Source organism: Flavobacterium sp. LC2016-13, from assembly GCF_009707955.1.
GTDB lineage: Bacteria > Bacteroidota > Bacteroidia > Flavobacteriales > Flavobacteriaceae > Flavobacterium.
In genome coordinates this window covers 104,808-125,175 of record NZ_WMDQ01000012.1, presented here as the reverse complement: position 1 = coordinate 125,175, position 20,368 = coordinate 104,808, and the positions used below count along the sequence as shown (strand labels likewise).

Below are 20,368 nucleotides of genomic sequence, written 5' to 3'. Positions count from 1 at the left end.
TACCTAAGCCAGCATTAACAATTGCCCTGTTTGGGTTTCCTGAACAGCAAGGGGAAGTAATCCGCCTCGTTTGTCAAATTGCAACTGCAGTTTTTGAGTTTCCTCTAATTCGGTGTTACCACTTTTCATTTTCAAAATCTTTAAATAAATAACTCGGTTGAATACTATCATTTTTTTGATATTTACCGCTGGTATAGCTTTCAAATTCGCCTTCGATGGCGTGGTAATAAATTTGGCAAACTTCAACATTAGGATAAATAATCAAGGGCTGAATCACAAAGATTTCCAATGTCCAATAGCCTTCAAAACCCACGTCGCCAAAGCCTGCCGTAACGTGTATGAACATTCCCAATCGCCCAATACTGCTTCTGCCTTCCAGCATTGGTACATAATTATGGGTTTTGGTATATTCTACGGTTCTACCCAAATAGAGTTTGTTAGGTTCTAGCAACAAGCCCGATTTTGGAATGGTAATCCCCGATGCTTTGTTCTCTATTTTCATATCCAAAATAGTATTTTCATACACCAATAATTCCTCGTGCAACCTCAAATTATAACTATTGGGATTGAGTTGTTTAGCATCGAATGGTTCAATCGAAATGTTTGTTCCGAGGTTTTTTTCTATTTCTTTTCCGCTTAAAATCATTTATATTATTTTAAGTTCTTTTCTAAAATTCTCCATAAATTCCGAAATCAAAACTGCTCCTTTATCGCCTTCGCCGTGTACCCGAATTGAAACTTGGTTTTCTTGGTATTCTTTTTCGCCCACGATAAGCATATAGGGGATTTTTTGGGTTTCGGCATCCCTGATTTTGCGTCCAATTTTTTCATCTCGTTCATCAACTTCAATTTGCAAATCGAATTCCTCATTGATTTGATTGGCAATTTCCTGACAATATTGAATGTATTTGGACACAATTGGCAACAGAATCACTTTGGTTGGTGCGAGCCAAACAGGGAAATTTCCACCCGTATGTTCAATCAACAATGCAATAAATCGTTCCATAGAACCAAACAACGCCCGATGAATCATTACGGGTCGGTGCAACCCATTATCGGTTCCTGTATAAGTCAAATCAAAATTTTCGGGCATCATATAATCCACCTGAATAGTACCAATTTGCCATTTTCTACCAATGGCATCACGCACCATAAAATCTAATTTTGGACCATAAAAGGCAGATTCCCCTTCTTTGGTTATGGTTTTCATTCCTCGCTCTTGGGTGGCTTCTATAATGGCATTTTCGGCTAAATTCCACATTTCGTCTGTACCCAAATATTTTTCTTTATTTGTAGAGTCTCGCAACGAAATCTGGGTCTGAAAATCAGTAAAACCTAATTTTCCATACACGAGACTCACTAAATCAACCACCTTCAAAAATTCGTCTTTTAGTTGGTCTGGTCGGCAATAAATATGTGCATCGTCTTGCGTAAAACCTCTAACCCGAGTCAATCCGTGCAATTCTCCACTTTGTTCATAACGATATACAGTACCAAATTCGGCATATTTTATGGGCATTTCTTTATAGCTTCGGGGTTTGGTTGCGTATATTTTGCAATGATGCGGGCAATTCATTGGTTTCAAAAAGAATTCCTCATTATCGGCGGGTGTTTTTATGGGCTGAAAAGCATCCTGACCGTATTTGGCATAATGTCCCGAGGTTACATACAATTCTTTTTTACCAATATGCGGACTTGCCACGTGCTGATAACCGGCTCGCATTTGAATTTTTTTGAGAAAACCAATTAAGTTTTGTCGCAACGCTTCGCCTTTGGGCGCCCACAATGGCAAACCCATTCCGACTTGTTCATCAAAATAAAAAAGTTCTAATTCCTTGCCCAGTTTGCGGTGGTCTCGCTGTTTTGCTTTTTCTAATGCTTCGAGATAGTGGTCGAGTTCAGCTTTTTTCGGAAACGAAATACCATAAACGCGAGTCAGCATTTTGTTTTTTTCGTTCGCACGCCAATAAGCTCCTGCAATAGCCGTAAGTTTTACAGCTTTGATAACGGAAGTATTCGGAATATGAGGTCCTGCACACAAATCGGTAAAATTTCCTGTTTCGTAAAACGTAATCGTTCCGTCGTGCAAACGTTCCAGTAATTCTAATTTATAGGCGTTGTAATGTTGGGTAAAAAATGCTGTAGCCACTGTTTTTGAAACTTCTCTTCGGATGTTTTCTGATTTGTTTTGAGCTAATTCCAGCATTTTATTTTCGACTTTGGTAAAATCGGCATCGGTAAATTTATATTCGCCAAAATCAACATCATAATAAAATCCGTTTTCTATGGCAGGACCTGTTCCAAGCTGTATGCCGGGATATAATTCCTGCAACGCCGATCCAAGTAAATGTGCCGAGGTATGCCAAAAAGCATTTTTACCTTCGTCGTCTTTCCAAGTGAATAAATTGACTTTAGAATTATTTTCAATGGGGATATTTACATCTACAATTTGTCCGTTGGCACTTGCTACAAGAACTTCTTTGGCTAAAGAATTGCTTATAGATTCGGCAACATCAAGCAAAGTAACCAATTCTTTGTCGAAAGTTTTTTGAGTATTTGAGGGTAATAAAATCGTTATCATACTTATTTTTTGGGTCTAAAAATTTGGATAGTTTCTGGGTTGCAAGTCATAAATGGGCCTTCGAGCAAATCGATACAATACGGAATTGCGGGGAAAATAGCTTTCAAACAAGGTTCGATGGCACTGGGTTTTCCGGGAAGATTCACAATTAAGGTTTGATTCCTGATTCCTGCCGTTTGTCTGGATAATATGGCGGTAGGAACGTAGGCAAGACTTTCTTTTCGCATTAATTCGCCAAAACCGGGCAACATTTTTTGGCAGGCTTTCTCGGTGGCTTCGGGTGTTACATCTCGCAAGGCAGGACCCGTTCCGCCTGTTGTAAAAATCAAACTGCACAGTTCTATATCCGATAAATGAATTAATTTTTCGAGTATCAATTCTTCTTCATCTGGAATAACACAATAAGCAAAATCGCAACTGTCGTTGGTGTAATTATCAATTACTTTTCTAATTTCCTGTCCCGACAAGTCTTCATAAATTCCTTTGCTGGCTCGGTCAGATACAGTAAGAATTCCAATTTTTAGTTTTTCCATCTTATGATAATTGAAGGTTTTTATTTTTAACAATAGCACTTTTGAGTAATCGTTCGATGGTTTTTAATTGTAATTCTTTTCCAATAAAAACCAATTGGCTTTTTGAAATCTGTTGGTTTGTTGTTGGCGTTATTACTACTGTTTTTCCTGCTGTTTGCACCAAAAAAACTTCTTTTTCAGGATTTAAAACGTAGCCTTTTATTCTATAAATCTGATGATAGTACAAATACAGATTTCTAAAAAGCTCGTATTTCAATTTTTGAATATCAAAAAAACCGTCTGTTTCATACAGCATTGTTTTGATTTTATGAACACTTTCGGATTTGTAAACGGTGTTTGAATTTAGTGTTTTTTGACTATTATCTGTTGCCAAATTCATTCGATCCAGCGAACCATCTTTAGATAAAATTATACTCGAATACGGATTTATCGATTGGATAAAATCTTTTATATCCGTTAAAATTTCATTTGTAACCAATCCAAATTTATTGATAACCACAGTATCTGCTACTACAATTTGCTTTTGTACTTCGACATTGGAATCCTTATAAAAAAGTAGATTTTCGGCATCGACAACAGTTATAATTTTCTTTAAATCGAATGCCTCTGCCACAAAAAGAGCTGTAAAAGTGGATGCTATTTCGCCAGCATCGGCAATGCCTGTAGTTTCTATAAATAAATTGTCGGGTTGGTTTTCTAATGTATGAATTCGGGTTAAAGTTTCCAGTAATTGGTTGTTTATCGAACAGCAAATACAGCCATTTGTGAGTTCATAAACCGATTCGAATGTTCCGTTTACAAGGGTGGCATCAATATTTATTTTACCAAACTCGTTTTCTATGACTACATTTTTTTCATTGGCAAACTGACTTAACAAATGGTTCAATACCGTTGTTTTTCCAGAACCTAGAAATCCTGTTAGGATGTAAACGTTTATTTTTTTTTGGTTTTCCATTTATCGGTTTATTTTGAATGCAGTTTATAGTTCAAAAAATGTCCGATTATCATTCCGATGCCTCCGATTAAAATCATTTGGGTATTGATTTTCCAAATAGTTTCTAAAACAACTCCAATTATTATAATGGCTATTGATGTAGCAAGAATGAGTTTGACTTTTTTGGACGTTTTGCTCATCAGTATTTTAGAAACCACAAACATTCCAATACAGGCAAAAAAAATATCTATCCAGTGCGTGTCTGAAAAACCAAATGGAATAATACTTAAAATAGGGAATAGCAAGCAATGAATTAAGCATAAACTAGCACTTGAAATTCCTAAAATATCTAAAACGACTATTGATTGTTTCTTCATTTGTGTGTATATTTGTTTAATGCAATTTTGTTGCAAATATACTTTTATTTCAATAAACGCAACATTGTTGCGTTATTATTTTTTTATAAAATGAAAACAACTAGAAATACAGCTTCTAAAACGGCTATTTTAGAATTAATAACAAATTCTGATGTGGCTTTATCGCATATAGAAATTCAAAAATTAATAGGTGATTTATGTGATAGAGTTACTATTTATAGAATTTTAGATCGCTTGGTCAATGAAGATGTGATTCATAAAATTGCAACTCCAGACGGAACGGTCAAATATGCAAGCTGTCATCATAATCACGACAATCATCAGCACACGCATAATCACGTGCATTTTAGTTGCGAAAAATGTCTTTCGGTAACCTGTTTGGATTCGGTTGAGCCGTCTTATAAAATTCCTGATAATTATCTGGTAAAAGAGGTCAATTTTACACTTTCTGGGTTGTGCCCAAATTGTAATGGGAAATAATCTGTATTACATCAAAAAGAGTTTAATTGTAATTACAATATTGTTTTACATACTTTGCTGGAACGTAAAGGCGTCCTACAAAAACTAAAGAAATAATTTATATCAATTTTTTGACAGGGTTCTTTTTAATGTCAATACCTTCAACTTTTATCACACTTATTTTGAACTACGCAGTAAAATAAATCGCATAAAATTTCTTGATGATAAAAGAGAAGGTACTAATCATGAAATATAGATGGAAAATAAGCTATATATTCTAAATGTTTTCTGTTTTTTTGTAAGTTTGCAATTGATTTACAAGGAATTTAGTTGAAAATGAATGCAATAAGCACCATTACTAAATCGTTACTGATAGTGTTTTTAAATTTTGTAAACTACTATTAACTAGCTTCTTCCGGATTTTATAATCTTTTTAAAGAAAAAACAAAAAGGATGTCGCTCCTATCAGGGCTAGGAATTTACGGTAACAAGAAACACTTTCTTCTTCTAATTTTTATGTAACTTTAAGAATCTATTTTTTTATGTTACTAAAATAAAAACAAAACACACAGATATCAGGAAATAAAAAATCCGTTTTTATCCGCGTCTTTACGAAGTAAATCTGTTTCATCAGCGTTACAATACCACTAACCTAAATCCAGAAGTGATTAAAATTAAAATAATAAATAAGCCAAATGAAAGATCCGTTTTTAATCACCAAAGAAGATATTCTAAAATTCTATAAACCCATAAATCCTCAGACGCATAAAGGACTTCAGGGGCACGCTGTAATTATTGCCGGAAGTTATGGCAAAATTGGAGCAGCGGTTTTGGCATCAAAATCCTGTTTAAAATCCGGCTGCGGACTCGTAACTACTTTTACACCAAAATGTGGTTATCAAATTCTGCAAATCTCGATTCCGGAAGTTATGGTTGTTAATGATGAAAACTCTAATTTCATTACTCATATTCATCTTCCTATAATTCCTCAGGCAATCGGAATTGGCCCGGGAATAGGGCAGGAGTTAGGCACACAAAAAGCCTTATTCGAATTTTTACGAATCAATAAAATACCTTTAGTCCTCGATGCCGACGCGCTGAATATTTTGGCAGAAAACCAATCCTGGTTAGAATTAGTTCCGGAAAACACTATTTTAACGCCACATCCAAAAGAACTCGAACGCTTAATAGGCAAGTGGAATTCAGAATCTGAAAAGTTTCAAAAAACAATCGCTTTCTCTGAAAAATACAAGCTAATTATTGTCATGAAAGGTGCTCCAACATACATCATCAATAAAAGTAAAATCTACGAAAACACGACCGGAAATGCTGCTTTGGCCACCGCAGGAAGCGGCGATGTTTTAACGGGAATCATCACAAGTTTATTAGCTCAGGGTTATGAACCTATATATGCAGCAAAACTAGGCATCTTCCTTCACGGATTAACCGCAGATATTGCTTTGCCGCAAACGGGTTATCAATCGTTTGTAGCATCTGATATTATCGAGAATCTTGGAAAAGCATTTTTAAGTTTAGACTTCTTAGATATTAGACTGACTTAGATTCTATACGCAGTTTGTCATCCTGAGGAACGAAGGATCACACAAGAAACTCCGCAAACTGAATCGCCAATCTTTGTCGAGTTCCGTGTGTGATCCTTCGTTCCTCAGGATGACAAAAATGATGACAATTGAGAATTACCATCCAGCTTTACGATCTCTGCGCTATCAGTAAAATGCAATTCTTGCGGCCTTTGCGGTTAATGCAACAAGAATCTAAAATCATAAATCTAAATTCTAAAATCAAAAATCGTAAGTTTGTATTTCAGTAAATACTGCTTATGAAAAACAATTTCGATCTAAGAACGGTAAATGTTACGCGTTATATCACGCCTTTACGCGAAGGCGGTTCTTTACCCGCTTTGGCAGAAGCCGATGACGATTTTAAATATGTCTTAAAATTTAAAGGAGCCGGACATGGCGTAAAAGCTTTAATAGCCGAATTGGTTGGCGGACAAATTGCTAAAGCCTTAAAATTGCAACTTCCGGAATTGGTTTTCGCTAATCTCGATGAAGCATTTGGAAGAACCGAAGCCGATGAAGAAATTCAGGATTTACTACAAGGAAGCCAGGGATTAAATCTGGCACTTCATTTTTTGTCGGGAGCTATTACTTTCGATCCTGTTGTAACAACTGTCGATGCTAAATTAGCCTCGCAAATTGTTTGGCTAGATGCTTATATTACGAATGTCGATCGTACTTTTAGAAACACAAATATGCTGATCTGGCATAAAGAATTATGGCTGATCGATCACGGAGCGTGTTTGTATTTTCATCATTCCTGGAACAATTGGGAGCAACATGCCAAAAGCCCGTTTGCTTTGATCAAAGATCACGTTTTATTGCCACAAGCATCACTTTTAAAAGAAGTTGATGCCGAATTTAAAGCACTTTTAAGTAATGAAATTCTTGAAGAAATTGTAAATACAATTCCACAGGAATGGCTAGAATGGGAAGATACCGATGAAACACCAGAAGCCTTGCGAAACGTATATTTACAGTTCTTGCAAACCAGATTAAATAATTCCGAAATCTTTGTAAATCAAGCTCAAAATGCAAGATAGTCACTTATATGAGTATGCCGTAATTCGCGTGGTACCAAGAGTGGAGCGCGAAGAATTCCTAAATATCGGAATCATTTTATTTTGTAAAAAAGCCAAGTTTATAAAAGTATTGGCTCATATCGACGATGCCAAAATTGAAGCACTTTCTAATGATTTTGACATTGAGCAATTGCATTGCAATGTAACAGCGCTTAAGAAAATTGCAAGCGGAGATAAAGATGCCGGTCCAATTGGTGAATTTGAGATTCCGGAGCGTTTTCGATGGTTAACAGCTATTCGTAGTTCTGCAATTCAAACCTCAAGACCACATTCCGGCTTGTGCGAAGATTTAGAGAAAACGATTCAGAGATTGTTTGAGGAATTGGTTCTTTGAGGAAGGTACAAAGGTTCAGAGGCTCAAAGGTGCAAAGGTTTTTTGTAGAGACGCATAGCGATGCGTATAACATATAGTTTTAAAAAAATCTGCTAAATCTGTAGAACCTGCGTGAAACAAAAAAATTTGCGACTTCGTATCTTCATGGCAAAACATAATAAAACCACGAACTACATTACTGTAATTCGTGGTTTAAAACTAAACTAACTAACTCATTTTTTTAATACCATAATTTCAAAGTAGATCGTTTGAAATTATAATACTAAAAATATTTTTTAATTAGAATGAACCGCAAGTGTTTCCTGTAAATGTTGCGCCTGCTCCGGCAGTAACATCAGCTTTTACAGCAGATGCAGCAAGTTTTACGATTGTATACGGCGGAGTAAAAGCTGTATTGCTTCCTAATTGATTTCCGGTTGTATTAGCAAAAACATTGTCAGTAGCAGTAACTGCTGTGTAACCCGTCATTAAATCAATCGGAGTTTTTACACCATCAAATGAGTTTCTTTCTACTAAAAGATTAGCTTCAAAACCTGCAGCAATACATTTATTACTTACCGTACTATTAAAGTAGTTGTTTATTAAATGCACTTTTCCAAAACGTACTCTTGGCATTCTTTCTTTACAGCCAGGAGCCCACCAGCAACGCGCAAATGTAATTCTCAATGTTCCGCGATCTGCAGTTGCACCATCGCTTGAACCAATTAAGTTTGAATATCTGTGATCGTCAGAACCTCCTGAACCTCCAGCTTTTGGTGGTTTTAAATAACCGAATTTAGAATACGTAACCGAAATATAATCTGATTTGTTTTTGATGTCAAAGTTTCCATCAACGCCATCTCTAAATTCGCAGTGGTCAACCCAAACATTTTGACAATCGTCAAGAATTGCATTGTCCCAACCATCAGTATCATAAGCACCCGGACCTTCGAAAATAAGGTTTCTGATGATTAAATTTTTACATCTTTTGATATTAATAATACCAGAAGCATCTTTAGTTTGGTTCGTAGAAACCAATTTTGCACCGCTGGTACCATAAATGGTTTTACCGGTTTGGTCTTGCAAAGACAATCTTGTAGTAACGGTAATAGTACCAGTTACTTTAATAACTTTTACAGTACTGCTTTCAATTGCAGATTTCAATTGAGCATAAGTTGTAACCGTTGTTTCGGCAGAAGACCCTCCACCTGTTGTACCTCCGTTTTGAGAAGCCCATCCCGGAACTTCGGCACAGTTACCAACTTTTGCTGTTAAGCCGTTAGAAGCAGAAGCAACGTTTGTTGCACTTGCATTTTCGTTAGAAGATAGAACTTCTTCAGAGTTACAACTTGCAAAACTGAACGCCAGGGCTACAAATAACACTGACCATTTTGTTTTTAATTTCATAATTTAAGTTTGGGGTTTTAAAAATATTTAACAGTACAAATCTGCTTATAATTAATTCTAAAAAAGTTGAACAAGTTCAATCTTTTGTAAAAATTTCTACAAAATATAGTTTTTTAACAGTTGTTCATTTACAAAAATAGATAAAAAAGGTATTTTTACGTAATCGATTACATTGTTATTCCCCCAAATAAATAAGGTAATTGTAAAAACAAATTCCCACAAAAAAACAAACCAAATTATGTACAACCTACTACGAAAAAACATCGAACGTAAAATTCCCTTAACCGAAGAAGAATGGAATTGCATTGTTTCTAAAGCAGAACTCATAAAGCTCAAGAAAAATGAGTTTTTGCAAATTCAGGATTCTAACAATAGTTATGAAGGTTTTATTTTAAAAGGATCTTTTAAAACCTACATTTTAAACGAAAACGGAACCGAAAGTGTTATTTTTTTCTCTTTCGAAAAAGAATGGATGTGTGATCTCGAAAGTTTCTATCATCAAAAACCAACCACGTATAATATTAAAGCAATCGAAGACAGCGAAATTCTAGTGATTAATAAAGTTAATAAAGCGAAGTTGTTTGTTGAAGTTCCAAAGCTTATTCAGTTTCACGTCATCATGATTGAGCGCGCTAATATTGCCATACAACAAAGACTTTTAGATGTTTTAAATAAAACTTCTAAGGAACGTTATCTCGATTTTAGAGAGCGTTATCCGGAGAAAATGCAAACCATTAACAACAAGAATTTATCATCGTATTTGGGCGTTTCGCACGAATTCTTGTCAAAAATTAAGAGAATGGTTTAATTGAGTTTCAGAGACTCAGAGGTTCAAAGCGACAAAGGTTTTCTGTAGAGGCGCACTGCGGTGCGTCTAACATAAGATTATTAACCACTCCCGATAGCTATCGCGATAAATGGATTAAAATGATTTTTGTTTCACGCAGATTTTGCAGATTCCGGCAGATTTAATTTAATAAAAGATCTATTTTAAATCTGCTTAAATCATTTTAAATCTGCGTGAAAAATCTTTGCGGCTCTGTGACTTTGCGAGATTCAAAAAAACTTAGTGTTTCTGCGACTTTTCGAGATTAAAAATCCAATATTCCGGTGAGACATTCATTAGAAAAATGAAGCATTATATTTTCCTTTTCTGGATTTTCGATGACCAATAAATCATGAGGTTCTAGATCGTACGGCTTCTCATTAATTTTAATAGCTGTTCTGTCTAAAGAAAATAAAATTATTATTTCAGCATTATAATTCTGATTACTATTCGTTATTTTCAGTTTGTGATGGCTTATTTTTTCAGAAACCATCCAATTAAAATCAATACCTTTTGTATAAGAAGTCACTTCATCATCCGAATTAAATTCCATGATTTCATATTTCTCATATACTTTTTTCTCTTTGTTTATATCAATATGCAAGGAGTTATCAAGCATAACCAAGTATCGGAAATAACCTTTAAATTTTGTAAATTCTGAAGGCGTTTCCTCTATTGTAGCACTGCTAATTCTGAATGCAAAATCTCTATCGATATAGCTTGCGGTTTTCGGATATATCATATATTCATATGTCAATCCGCCGCTCCAAATAGAGGCTGTAGTATTTTTTTTAGAGAAAAGACGTATGTTCATTTATTGAATATTTAATGTGACTTAAAATTTCTAGATATATAATCCTTCTTTTAAATGAACTTATATCACTTATATGGTAAAACATACTTAAATCTTTTTCTCTAAAAATATAAACTCCAAAGGTTTATCTGAAATATTAATATGAATATCGCTTGAAGGAAAAGGTTCTCTTTCGCCGGTTTCGACATAACCATGACGTTTGTACCAGGCAATAAGTTCTGAACGAACTGAAACAACCGTCATGCTAAGAGTAGATATTCCTAAAGTTTTGGCATGACTTTCAGCTTCTGCTAACATCTTTTTCCCGATTCCGGCATTTTGTAATTCAGGTGAAACAGTTAGCATTCCAACGTATAATTGATGTTCTTTTTCGACCAATAAAACTGAACCAATAATTTTGTCATTCTCTGTAAATTTCAGGAATGTATTTTTAGGATTTAAAATGATTTCTGTTAACTCTTCTTCGGTTGTTCTTTTTCCTTCTAATAAATGAGCCTCGGTTGTCCAGCCTTTTTTAGAAGTTTCGCCTCTGTAAGCTGAGTTTATTAAGGTTGTTAATGCCGGAATGTCTTGTAATGTTACTTTTGTGATCATGTTATTTAGTAAAAAAAAATAAATTGCCTACAGCTTTAGCTGTAGGGCAAAGTTATATTAGAAAATGGCTTTAGCCTAATCTTTTAAGTTTTTTGGCTAAAGCCGAATTTAGTCTGCAAAATCAAAACCTCCAGCTAAAGCTGGAGGCAATTGAAATTTTTACATATGCTGTCTTTAGTTTAGCTTAAATAATTTATTGTACAGTTTTAGATTTTTTATTAATCAGATAACAATAAATGAAGTGGGTTGATAAAACGAGTCCAATACCAATATTCCAATAAACCTCAAAATAATCAAATGCATTATATAAGCACAAAACAGAATCTTTGTTTTCATTCACTTGATAATAAATTGGAAAAACTATTAAAAATAGAGAAAGAAAGATTGACAGAATGATGAGACGGCCATATTTGATTTTAAAATGATCTATTATTCCGTAAGATAGCATTTGGCTGATTAATATTGCTATGAAAAAATTCTCCATAATTTTAGAACTTAATAAAAATTTTTATTTCAATCTGAGTTAGCTATTCTTTGGGGACACGAGCAGGAGAATAATTATTCTTATTCTAATATTTTAAATGTATTATACAACTTAAAAACATCAGGCTAGCTAAAGAAGCCAGAAATAAGATTGACTCTTTTTTAATGTTGTAAAATATTTTTTCTTTCTTTAATTTATACAAAATAGAAATTACAAATAAGGTTATAACATTGAAAAACAATGTGAAAATAGATAGAAAGATAATACAATAATTAATGAAATAACTTTCAAATCCAGTAGAAAGTAAAGTAAAAATTATGGCAAACAACAATATTAAAATTAAAAACCAAGATGAGATTCTTATTAGACTTTTAATGACTTCAAATTTCTCAAAATTGTATATTTTACTCATGTTTTTAATATTGTTTTTTAGTTTTTAAAGATATATAAATTATTGAAAAGCGTATCTTACAAAAACTAGTTTGTTTTTTACCGAAATTTATTTTCGTTTAAGAATTTTAAATATCTTTGAATTATGAGTACAGCAATAAAACCAAAACATATCGGCAGAAATATAAGCCGTATCAGAGAGCTTAAAGATATGAAACAGGAAGCACTGGCACAAGCTTTGGGAACAAATCAGCAGGCAATTTCGGCTATTGAAAACAGCGAAACTGTAGACGAACAAAAACTAATTGAGATTGCAAAAGCTCTTGGAGTTTCTGTTGAAGCAATTAAAAACTTTTCAGAAGAAGCGGTTTTTAATATTATTGGAAATACTTTTCAAGATCACGGAAGTATTACGACAGGTAATTACAATTGCAATTTTAATCCTTTAGATAAAGTTGTTGAACTTTACGAACGTTTGGTGCAAGCTGAAAAAGATAAAGTTGAGTATTTGGAGAAGTTATTGAATGGGAAATAGTGTTTTGAAGATATATTTAATTTTAGAAAGAGACCTTATTAAAGGTCTCTTTCTTATTCTTATCTAATTCGATTGCTAGCGCGAGCGTATTTTTATTTATATTTTGAATACCATTTTTGAATTTCAGTTTTGAAATTTTCTGTAAACATATTTAAAGCAAAATTCTGTCTCTCGTTATAATTTTCAGATGAATATTTTGAGGCATAAGCTATTATATTTTCTATGCCTTTGAATTTTTCACTATATAACTTTTCTGAAATAACCCATGTTTCACAAGCAAATAAAAATAAATTAGTTAATTTTCTTTGAACTCTTTTTTCAGATTCTTTAAAAAAAATATAAAAATCTCCCTTAACTGCAGTTTCATCTTTTTTGTTATAAGCCATCAATAGGATTGATTTATTTTTATATGGAAATAGATTGATGAAAACTTCAGAAATTCTTTCCATATCTTTTCCATATTTTAATCTATAAAGATTCATTTCTAGAGTTGTTTCGTAATTGTAAAATGCTGAAAGACAGAGTTCGATTTGCGTAATTTCTCTATGTTCAAAAATAAATGATTGTGTGTTTTCATTTAAGTCTTTCCATATGTCATTCTCGTTTACTGCTAAATCTGCCAAACCAAGTTTTTCTTGCTCAAGTGTCAATTCTAAAAACTCTTTATTTATGTTTGATGAAAATTCAGATTTCAATATAGTTTGATAAATATCAATATTAACTTCTTTTTTGAATTTTTCATTATAAATTGTGCGTAAAGTAAATAATAGGCAAGATTTGTAATCATTAAAATTTATACTTTCTGTTTCAATAATTTTAAACAATTCACTATCGTGTTTTTGACAAAAGCAATTGAAAGAAAAAATTTCATTTATTCCGGTTCTTTTAAATTGAAAATGCGGTTCTTTAAATTGATTTAAAACGTGTTCCCATAAATGACTGTCTTTTGAAATTGAAGAAAGAATTCCATTTTTTTGAAGAATATGAGAATTTATAGATTTTTCATTACAATCTGGATGATAACATTTTACAATTCTTTTAATTGCATTTTTTTTAGATTCGTGAAAAAATTTGGAAAATTTAATTTTATCGATATTCATAATTTGTGCAATTTTGGTATAAGTATGTATGCCAACGTCCCCGCGCTACATGCAGGCTGGGATTAAAAATGCGTAATCCTTCGATTAAGAACTATTTTTTCAAATACAAAACCATCTTCAAATTAAGCCAAACAACCAGCTTACTTGTAGCGTATGTTGTGCGGTAGTGCTATAAGTCACCAAGAAATGATGATAATTCGTCTTTTATGTTAGCTGCAGAAGCCGCTGCAATTGCAAATAACCTTTCCATTGTTGGATAATCATCTTCTAGATTATTTACACGAAATCCTGCGTCTGTCTTTTTTTTGATATTATAATATTTGAAATAGTAATATCCAACTTCTGCATCTTGGTCTATATAATGACCAACTTCAACTGTGGCTGAACTTGTTCGTAGTACATAGGCTTCATCTCTAGTAGTTTCCCACTTGGCCTCATCATCATTGGTTTTTTGAATTATCGCTTGAATAAATGTTTTATAAACGTCAGGTATCATATTATTGAGCTTTTGAAAGTTAATTTTAGTGATATTATTGTTTCATTGAAAGAAGTCAAGAAACTAACAAAATCATTTAAGTCGTTATTTGGGATTGTTGAAAAGCTATTCTCAAGCATCGTGAGTGTTGAAATCATAGAATTTAATCTGTCATAGTTTATTCTATGAATCGAAGATGTATTTGCTAGTTCATTTGTCGGCAAATTTTCTTGATAAACATCTCGAACTTTTTCTAATCGTAAAATAGCTTTTCCATATTTCTTACCGATTAAATCATCTTTTGTCTGTGAAAGAAAAATTGAAACACTAGAAATATCTGAATAAGACTGTAAGTTTTCAATACTTTTTCTAATTCGGTCAGTTACTCTGGTAAGCACAAAAATTTCTGTCAATGCAATTGCAAGTCCTAATAATTCTGATGTATTAGCTATTAAGGATGCTGTGTTTTGATTATTGTCTGATAAATTATATTTACTGTTTAGCCACAATGCAGTCAAGACCGCAATGATAGCATAAACAATATAAATATATCTATAGTCTGGTTTTGTCATAATTCAATTACTGTTTGTCTTAAGCGGTTTGTTCAAGCATGCCCGCACAACTTATTTATAATCGAAAAAAACTTTCGTTTATACGGGTAGATAAGTGAAACTTTATTTCGTTTTCTTGTTTTTCAAATATATGTTTTTTTTGTTGCCAATTTTTACGGAAATCCGTACTTGATAATTTTTATATATTAATTCAAAATAATTAATGGTAATGCAATAAAAAAGCGAGTATTTTTTTACTCGCTTTTAATCATATATGCATATGTTTTTACCCCAAGAAAGCTTTCAATTCCTCATAACTCTTAATCTTTACACTCACTTTCTCCTCATTAATAACACTCTCAATTTGAGCAGGAATAGGAAGTGTAATTCCCAAAACAGGTTCAACAACATCTAAAAATTTAATAGGATGAGCTGTTTCTAAGAAAATACCAATTGCATTCTCGTGTTTTTGTAATTCTTTTTTCAAACCTAAATAACCAACAGCGCCGTGCGGTTCTGCGATATAACCATTAGTGTTATAAATTTTCTTTAGAGCTTCAAGTGTTTGTTCGTCAGTATAGCTATAAGAAGAAAAGTCTTTTTCAAAAGCTTTTAAATCATTATTATACAATTCCTGAATTCTAATAAAGTTACTTGGGTTTCCAACGTCCATTGCGTTAGAAATTGTCGCTTTAGAAGGTTTCGGGTCGTATTTTCCGTTTTCTAAGAATCGTGGTACCGTGTCGTTTACGTTTGTAGACGCTACAAAATGTTCAATTGGCAAACCTAATTTCTTTGCCATAATCCCGGCGCAGATATTTCCGAAGTTTCCACTTGGGCAAGAAAAAACCAATGGTTTGTTTTGGCTTTTCAACGCTTTGTAGGCAAAGAAAAAATAGAACATTTGTGGCAACCAGCGCGCAATATTTATAGAATTTGCAGAAGTCAGGTTTTTATGTGCCAGAGTTTCATCTAAAAACGCTTTTTTTACCATATCCTGGCAATCATCAAAAACACCGTCAACTTCAAGGGCTTTAATATTTTGACCTAAAGTTGTTAATTGTTTTTCCTGAATGTCGCTCACTTTTCCTGACGGATATAAAATGACAACATCAACACCGTCAACGCCTAAAAATCCGCTTGCAACGGCTCCGCCTGTATCTCCCGAAGTAGCTACTAAAACGGTATTTTTACTGTCTTTTTTGTCTTTGTTAAAATATGCCAGACAACGCGACATAAAACGTGCTCCAACATCTTTAAAAGCCATTGTAGGTCCGTGAAATAATTCTAACGAATAAATGCCGTTTTCGACTTTCACCACCGGAAAATCAAAACATAAAGTTTCGGCAATAATTTCTTTTAATGTCGAAGCAGGAATTTCATCGCCAACAAATTGTTTGATCGCTTCAAAAGCAATTTCTTCATGGCTTAAACTTTCAATTTTATCAAAAAAAGAAGGATCTAAAGCCGTGATATTCTCTGGGAAATATAATCCTTTATCGCTTGCTAATCCTTGTATTACAGCTTCCTGAAAAGAAACTTTTGGGGCATTATGGTTTAAACTGTAGTATTTCATTGTTTTTTTGCTTTAGGCAGTAAGCTTTAGGCTTTAGGCTTTTTCCTAATGTTGCGTATAGCTTCTTGCTTTTTTATGGCTTTAAGCTTTAGGTATTAGGCTTTTTCCTAGTGCTTGCTTACAGCTTTTATTTTTTCTTGGTTTTATATTTTTCGCAAAGGTTTTAAGCTTATTGCCTAAAGCCTATTGCTTACAGCGTTCCATCCTAAAGAATCCTAACTCCATCCGGATTAATTTTCGAAACGTGAATTTCATACGGTAAATTCATTTTTTCGTAAACTTCGCTCATGGCTTTGGCAATTTTATCGGCGGTTTCTTTTCCTCTGCTTAAAGCAAAAATCGACGGACCTGAACCTGAAATTCCGGAACCTAAAGCACCGTTTTCAAGAGCTGTTTGTTTGATTAAATCAAAACCCGGAATCAAAACGCTTCGTAAAGGTTCAACGATTTCGTCGTGAAGTGATCTTCCAATCAAATCATAATCTTTAGTATATAAACCTGCAATTAATCCGCCCACATTTCCCCATTGCATAATGGCGCTTTTTAGGGAAACGGTTTGTTTTAAAACCGAACGTGCATCAGAAGTTTTCAATTCAATTTGAGGATGAACCACCGTTGCGAATAATTCTTCAGGACTATCAATTCTGATAATATCCAGCGGCGCATAACTTCTTACCAAAGTAAATCCGCCTAAAAGGGCAGGAGCAACGTTGTCTGCATGTGCGTTTCCGCTCGCTAATTTTTCGCCCTGCATAGCAAATTGCACCAAATCTTTACGAGAATAAGGTCTTCCCAATAATTCATTAATTCCGAAAACTGCTCCGGCAGAACTTGCAGCGCTGCTTCCAATTCCGCTTCCCGCTTTTATGTTTTTATAAATTTCGATTTCAAATCCAAAATCGACATCAAGGGTTTCTAACATTGCAAGAGCGGCAACTCCAGAAACGTTTTTCTCTGTTTCTAAAGGTAAATCGGCACCCACAATTTTAGTGATTCGAACTCCTTTTTGATCGACTTTTCGAACAATCATTTCATCGCCTGCATTGTCTAAGCAAAGTCCAAGTACGTCAAATCCGCACGAAAGATTCGCAATAGTTGCCGGGCAAAATAGTTTTATTTCCATTTCTTTTTAAAGGTTCTGAGTTGCTAAGATGCTAAGGTTCTAAGTTTTTCTTTGCAACTGTTTATTTTTTAGTTTTTAAGGTTCTGAGATTCTAAGAGGCTAAGATTAGTTTAAAAAAAACTCAGTACCTTAGCATCTTAGAACCTTAGCACCTTTATATATTACCTATTCGAATTACATCCGCAAAAATTCCTGAAGCGGTAACGGCTGCACCGGCTCCGGCTCCTTTTATCAATAAAGGCTGATCTACGTAACGATCTGTGTAAAAAAGTACGATATTATCTTTTCCTTCTAAATTATAGAAAGGATGATCTTTTGGAATGAATTGCAGACCAACGCTGGCTTTTCCGTTTTCGAATTGTGCTACATATTTTAATCTTGAATCTTTCGCTAATGCTTCTTCATAAATACCTTCAAAATGAGCAGCGTGTTTTGTTAACGATGCAAAAAAGTCATCATTATTAGTTGTCGCTAAACATTCTGCCGGAAGGAATGATTCGTTTGCAATGGCCTCAATATCCATTTCGTAACCGCTTTCGCGAATTAAAATCAGGATTTTACGTGCAACGTCGATTCCGCTTAAGTCAATTTTTGGGTCTGGTTCTGTAAATCCCTGAACTCCGGCTTCTTTAACCACATCGTGGAAAGAATTGTTTTTATCGAAATTATTGAAAATGAAGTTTAAACTTCCGGATAAAACGGCCTGAATTTTATGCACTTTATCGCCAGAAGCAATTAAGTTTTTTACGGTATCAATAATTGGTAATCCCGCACCAACATTTGTTTCAAACAAAAATGGAGCGTTATATTGGCGTGATAAGTTTTTTAATTTTTTGTAATTGTCATACGCAGATGAACAGGCAATTTTGTTGCAAGTTACAACGGCAATACTTTGTTTCAGGAAGTTTTCATACGTTTCAGAAACGCTTGCATTTGCAGTGATGTCAACAAAAATACTGTTACGTAAATTCAGTTCTTTAGCACGTTCGATAAAAGCTGCTGCATTTGCAGGTTCACCTTTATCTAAATCAGCCTGCCATTCTTTTAAAGAAATTCCGTCTTCATCAAAAAGCATTTTTCTTGAGTTTGACAATGCAATTACGCGAACATTTATCTTTAAGTTTTCTTTTAAAAATTTCTTCTGATTGTGAATTTGTTCGATGAATTTTTCACCAACATTTCCAACGCCCATTACAAATAGATTCAACTGTTTGGTGTTTTCTTCAAAGAAGTTTTCGTGCAGAGTATTCAACGCTTTTTTAACGTCTCTTTCGTTAATTACAGTCGAAATATTTCTTTCAGAAGCACCTTGCGCAATCGCGCGAATGTTTACGTTGTTTTTTCCTAAAGTACTAAACATTCTTCCGCTTAAACCCTGGTGATTTTTCATGTTTTCACCAACCAAAGCAATAATACAAAGGTCTTTTTCTACAATACAAGGATCAATTTTGTTTTGTAAAATCTCTACTTCAAAAGCTCTGTTAATTGCAGCTTCGGCATTCTCAGCATCCGAATTTAAAATTCCGATACAAATCGAATGTTCAGAAGAAGCCTGAGTAATAAAAATTACATTGATTTTTTCCTGAGACAATACTTCGAATAAACGTCTTGAAGAACCTGCAACTCCAATCATTCCGGGACCTTCAAGAGTTACAAGCGAAATATTATCGATATGACTAATTCCTTTTACAACGGTGTCTTTTGATGAAACCTGATCTGTGATCAAAGTTCCTTCGGCTTCCGGTTCAAAAGTGTTTTTAATTAAAATTGGAATATTTTTTCTTAAAACAGGCTGAATTGTTGGCGGATACAAAACTTTGGCTCCAAAATGCGATAATTCCATTGCTTCCTGATACGAAATATTGGCAATTGGCTGTGCTTGTTTTACAATTTTTGGGTTTGCAGTAAACATTCCGTTTACATCCGTCCAGATTTCTAATTGCGATGCATCAAGTGCGCCGGCAATTATTGCGGCAGTATAATCAGAACCGCCACGGCCTAAAGTAGTTGTAATTCCGTCAAGAGTTAAAGCAATAAAACCGGGTAAAATATTAATTTTTGATTCATTTTGAGCAAAATACTCCTGAATCAGTTTGTTCGAAATTTCGAAGTTTACAACAGCTTTTCCAAAATCAGCACTTGTTTTAATAATTTCACGACTGTCTTTATAAACAACGTCTTTATCAATTTGCTGATATGCTTGTGCAATAATATACGATGAAAGCAATTCGCCAAAACTTAAAATAGTGTCAGCAGTTCTTGGAGATAATTCACCTAATAAAAAGCAACCGTCTAATAAAGTTTCAAGATGATTGATGATTCTTTTTACGTGGCTTAATAAGCTGCTTTGTTCGCTTACCGGAATAAGTTCTTTTAAAGTGTCAAGGTGTTTTTTCTCGATTTCAGCAACAATATCCCTGAAACTTTCGTCATTTTCGGCTGCTTTTGCTGCTGCTAACTGCAATAAATCAGTCACTTTGCTTAAGGCAGAAACGACAACAACTAATTTATCTTGTTTAGAATTTTGTTTAATAATTTCGAGAACGAGTTTTATATTTTGAGCATTGGCAACCGAAGTTCCGCCAAATTTTAATACTTTCATTTTGATGTTTTTTTTCTTTTTATGCAAATATT

21 protein-coding genes are annotated in these 20,368 nt (G+C 33.8%); 6 read left to right on the top strand and 15 right to left on the bottom strand.

Features of this window, described 5'->3' with window-relative positions; genetic code table 11:
* Window positions 1-3 precede the first annotated feature (3 nt).
* From GKZ86_RS25580 to GKZ86_RS20775, 6 genes are read right to left on the bottom strand one after another with little or no spacing between them, the layout of a single operon-like run.
* The gene (locus GKZ86_RS25580; RefSeq protein ID WP_255460129.1) at window positions 4-129 is read right to left on the bottom strand and encodes a hypothetical protein; all 126 of its coding nucleotides are present in this window, start codon (window positions 127-129) and stop codon (window positions 4-6) included.
* Entirely contained in the window at window positions 116-646 is a 531-nt protein-coding gene (gene dcd, locus GKZ86_RS20795; RefSeq protein WP_154784975.1) for a dCTP deaminase, read from the bottom strand. Before dcd ends, GKZ86_RS25580 begins: the two co-directional genes overlap by 14 nt.
* Window positions 647-2,581: a threonine--tRNA ligase gene (gene thrS / locus GKZ86_RS20790; RefSeq protein ID WP_154784974.1), complete on the bottom strand. Its 1,935-nt coding sequence runs from the start codon at window positions 2,579-2,581 to the stop codon at window positions 647-649.
* A gap of 2 nt (window positions 2,582-2,583) precedes the next feature.
* Window positions 2,584-3,114, bottom strand: coding sequence for a molybdopterin adenylyltransferase (gene mog, locus GKZ86_RS20785; RefSeq protein WP_154784973.1), 531 nt, complete (start codon window positions 3,112-3,114; stop codon window positions 2,584-2,586).
* A 1-nt stretch (window position 3,115) separates the two neighbouring features.
* A complete protein-coding gene (locus GKZ86_RS20780; RefSeq protein WP_154784972.1) occupies window positions 3,116-4,069 on the bottom strand; it encodes a GTP-binding protein in 954 nt (317 codons plus the stop codon).
* Window positions 4,070-4,077: 8 nt separating this feature from the next.
* Window positions 4,078-4,425: a MerC domain-containing protein gene (locus GKZ86_RS20775; RefSeq protein ID WP_154784971.1), complete on the bottom strand. Its 348-nt coding sequence runs from the start codon at window positions 4,423-4,425 to the stop codon at window positions 4,078-4,080.
* Window positions 4,426-4,515: 90 nt separating this feature from the next.
* Between GKZ86_RS20775 and GKZ86_RS20770 the strand changes: the two genes are divergently transcribed.
* The 4 genes from GKZ86_RS20770 (at window position 4,516) to GKZ86_RS20755 (ending at window position 7,880) form a co-directional block, all read left to right on the top strand.
* On the top strand, window positions 4,516-4,905 hold the full coding sequence (locus GKZ86_RS20770) for a Fur family transcriptional regulator (protein ID WP_154784970.1): 390 nt from the start codon (window positions 4,516-4,518) through the stop codon (window positions 4,903-4,905).
* A 674-nt stretch (window positions 4,906-5,579) separates the two neighbouring features.
* Window positions 5,580-6,446, top strand: a complete 867-nt coding sequence (locus tag GKZ86_RS20765; protein WP_154784969.1) for an NAD(P)H-hydrate dehydratase — start codon at window positions 5,580-5,582, stop codon at window positions 6,444-6,446.
* A gap of 278 nt (window positions 6,447-6,724) precedes the next feature.
* Window positions 6,725-7,507: a HipA family kinase gene (locus tag GKZ86_RS20760; protein WP_154784968.1), complete on the top strand. Its 783-nt coding sequence runs from the start codon at window positions 6,725-6,727 to the stop codon at window positions 7,505-7,507.
* Window positions 7,497-7,880, top strand: coding sequence for a DUF3037 domain-containing protein (locus GKZ86_RS20755; RefSeq protein ID WP_154784967.1), 384 nt, complete (start codon window positions 7,497-7,499; stop codon window positions 7,878-7,880). Before GKZ86_RS20760 ends, GKZ86_RS20755 begins: the two co-directional genes overlap by 11 nt.
* Window positions 7,881-8,159: 279 nt before the next feature.
* Here GKZ86_RS20755 and GKZ86_RS20750 read toward each other — a convergent pair whose 3' ends face one another.
* A complete protein-coding gene (locus tag GKZ86_RS20750) occupies window positions 8,160-9,266 on the bottom strand; it encodes a polysaccharide lyase family 1 protein (RefSeq protein WP_154784966.1) in 1,107 nt (368 codons plus the stop codon).
* A gap of 238 nt (window positions 9,267-9,504) precedes the next feature.
* Between GKZ86_RS20750 and GKZ86_RS20745 the strand changes: the two genes are divergently transcribed.
* A complete protein-coding gene (locus GKZ86_RS20745; protein WP_154784965.1) occupies window positions 9,505-10,074 on the top strand; it encodes a Crp/Fnr family transcriptional regulator in 570 nt (189 codons plus the stop codon).
* A 283-nt stretch (window positions 10,075-10,357) separates the two neighbouring features.
* On the opposite strand, the gene GKZ86_RS20740 is transcribed toward GKZ86_RS20745, so the two are convergent.
* Window positions 10,358-10,906 (bottom strand): HutD family protein, encoded by a 549-nt coding sequence (locus GKZ86_RS20740; protein WP_154784964.1) that lies wholly within the window; start codon window positions 10,904-10,906, stop codon window positions 10,358-10,360.
* Window positions 10,907-10,993: 87 nt separating this feature from the next.
* Window positions 10,994-11,500, bottom strand: a complete 507-nt coding sequence (locus GKZ86_RS20735) for a GNAT family N-acetyltransferase (RefSeq protein ID WP_154784963.1) — start codon at window positions 11,498-11,500, stop codon at window positions 10,994-10,996.
* Between the two features lie 1,019 nt (window positions 11,501-12,519).
* On the opposite strand from GKZ86_RS20735, the gene GKZ86_RS20730 reads away from it, so the two are divergent.
* On the top strand, window positions 12,520-12,909 hold the full coding sequence (locus tag GKZ86_RS20730) for a helix-turn-helix domain-containing protein (protein ID WP_154784962.1): 390 nt from the start codon (window positions 12,520-12,522) through the stop codon (window positions 12,907-12,909).
* Between the two features lie 92 nt (window positions 12,910-13,001).
* Here the strand turns inward: GKZ86_RS20730 and GKZ86_RS20725 are convergent, their stop codons facing one another.
* The 6 genes from GKZ86_RS20725 to thrA all read right to left on the bottom strand — a co-directional run bounded on the left by GKZ86_RS20725 (window position 13,002) and on the right by thrA (window position 20,336).
* Window positions 13,002-13,733, bottom strand: a complete 732-nt coding sequence (locus tag GKZ86_RS20725; protein WP_154784961.1) for a hypothetical protein — start codon at window positions 13,731-13,733, stop codon at window positions 13,002-13,004.
* A 445-nt stretch (window positions 13,734-14,178) separates the two neighbouring features.
* A complete protein-coding gene (locus tag GKZ86_RS20720) occupies window positions 14,179-14,505 on the bottom strand; it encodes a hypothetical protein (protein WP_154784960.1) in 327 nt (108 codons plus the stop codon).
* Window positions 14,502-15,056, bottom strand: coding sequence for a hypothetical protein (locus tag GKZ86_RS20715; protein WP_154784959.1), 555 nt, complete (start codon window positions 15,054-15,056; stop codon window positions 14,502-14,504). Before GKZ86_RS20715 ends, GKZ86_RS20720 begins: the two co-directional genes overlap by 4 nt.
* 265 nt (window positions 15,057-15,321) lie before the next feature.
* Window positions 15,322-16,611, bottom strand: a complete 1,290-nt coding sequence (gene thrC, locus GKZ86_RS20710) for a threonine synthase (RefSeq protein ID WP_154784958.1) — start codon at window positions 16,609-16,611, stop codon at window positions 15,322-15,324.
* Between the two features lie 205 nt (window positions 16,612-16,816).
* Window positions 16,817-17,734, bottom strand: a complete 918-nt coding sequence (locus tag GKZ86_RS20705) for a homoserine kinase (RefSeq protein ID WP_154784957.1) — start codon at window positions 17,732-17,734, stop codon at window positions 16,817-16,819.
* Between the two features lie 154 nt (window positions 17,735-17,888).
* Window positions 17,889-20,336 (bottom strand): bifunctional aspartate kinase/homoserine dehydrogenase I, encoded by a 2,448-nt coding sequence (gene thrA / locus GKZ86_RS20700; protein ID WP_154784956.1) that lies wholly within the window; start codon window positions 20,334-20,336, stop codon window positions 17,889-17,891.
* Window positions 20,337-20,368 lie beyond the last annotated feature (32 nt).

Bases quoted from the DNA above. Each gene is read 5' to 3' on its own strand.
- GKZ86_RS20750 (WP_154784966.1), bottom strand. From the start codon at position 9,266: ATGAAATTAAAAACAAAATGGTCAGTGTTATTTGTAGCCCTGGCGTTC.
- GKZ86_RS20775 (WP_154784971.1), bottom strand. From the start codon at position 4,425: ATGAAGAAACAATCAATAGTCGTTTTAGATATTTTAGGAATTTCAAGT.
- GKZ86_RS20770 (WP_154784970.1), top strand. From the start codon at position 4,516: ATGAAAACAACTAGAAATACAGCTTCTAAAACGGCTATTTTAGAATTA.
- GKZ86_RS20730 (WP_154784962.1), top strand. From the start codon at position 12,520: ATGAGTACAGCAATAAAACCAAAACATATCGGCAGAAATATAAGCCGT.
- dcd (WP_154784975.1), bottom strand. From the start codon at position 646: ATGATTTTAAGCGGAAAAGAAATAGAAAAAAACCTCGGAACAAACATT.
- GKZ86_RS20715 (WP_154784959.1), bottom strand. From the start codon at position 15,056: ATGACAAAACCAGACTATAGATATATTTATATTGTTTATGCTATCATT.
- GKZ86_RS20720 (WP_154784960.1), bottom strand. From the start codon at position 14,505: ATGATACCTGACGTTTATAAAACATTTATTCAAGCGATAATTCAAAAA.
- GKZ86_RS20740 (WP_154784964.1), bottom strand. From the start codon at position 10,906: ATGAACATACGTCTTTTCTCTAAAAAAAATACTACAGCCTCTATTTGG.
- GKZ86_RS20755 (WP_154784967.1), top strand. From the start codon at position 7,497: ATGCAAGATAGTCACTTATATGAGTATGCCGTAATTCGCGTGGTACCA.
- GKZ86_RS20735 (WP_154784963.1), bottom strand. From the start codon at position 11,500: ATGATCACAAAAGTAACATTACAAGACATTCCGGCATTAACAACCTTA.
- GKZ86_RS20780 (WP_154784972.1), bottom strand. From the start codon at position 4,069: ATGGAAAACCAAAAAAAAATAAACGTTTACATCCTAACAGGATTTCTA.
- thrC (WP_154784958.1), bottom strand. From the start codon at position 16,611: ATGAAATACTACAGTTTAAACCATAATGCCCCAAAAGTTTCTTTTCAG.
- GKZ86_RS20765 (WP_154784969.1), top strand. From the start codon at position 5,580: ATGAAAGATCCGTTTTTAATCACCAAAGAAGATATTCTAAAATTCTAT.
- GKZ86_RS20745 (WP_154784965.1), top strand. From the start codon at position 9,505: ATGTACAACCTACTACGAAAAAACATCGAACGTAAAATTCCCTTAACC.
- GKZ86_RS20760 (WP_154784968.1), top strand. From the start codon at position 6,725: ATGAAAAACAATTTCGATCTAAGAACGGTAAATGTTACGCGTTATATC.
- GKZ86_RS20705 (WP_154784957.1), bottom strand. From the start codon at position 17,734: ATGGAAATAAAACTATTTTGCCCGGCAACTATTGCGAATCTTTCGTGC.
- mog (WP_154784973.1), bottom strand. From the start codon at position 3,114: ATGGAAAAACTAAAAATTGGAATTCTTACTGTATCTGACCGAGCCAGC.
- GKZ86_RS25580 (WP_255460129.1), bottom strand. From the start codon at position 129: ATGAAAAGTGGTAACACCGAATTAGAGGAAACTCAAAAACTGCAGTTG.
- thrA (WP_154784956.1), bottom strand. From the start codon at position 20,336: ATGAAAGTATTAAAATTTGGCGGAACTTCGGTTGCCAATGCTCAAAAT.
- thrS (WP_154784974.1), bottom strand. From the start codon at position 2,581: ATGATAACGATTTTATTACCCTCAAATACTCAAAAAACTTTCGACAAA.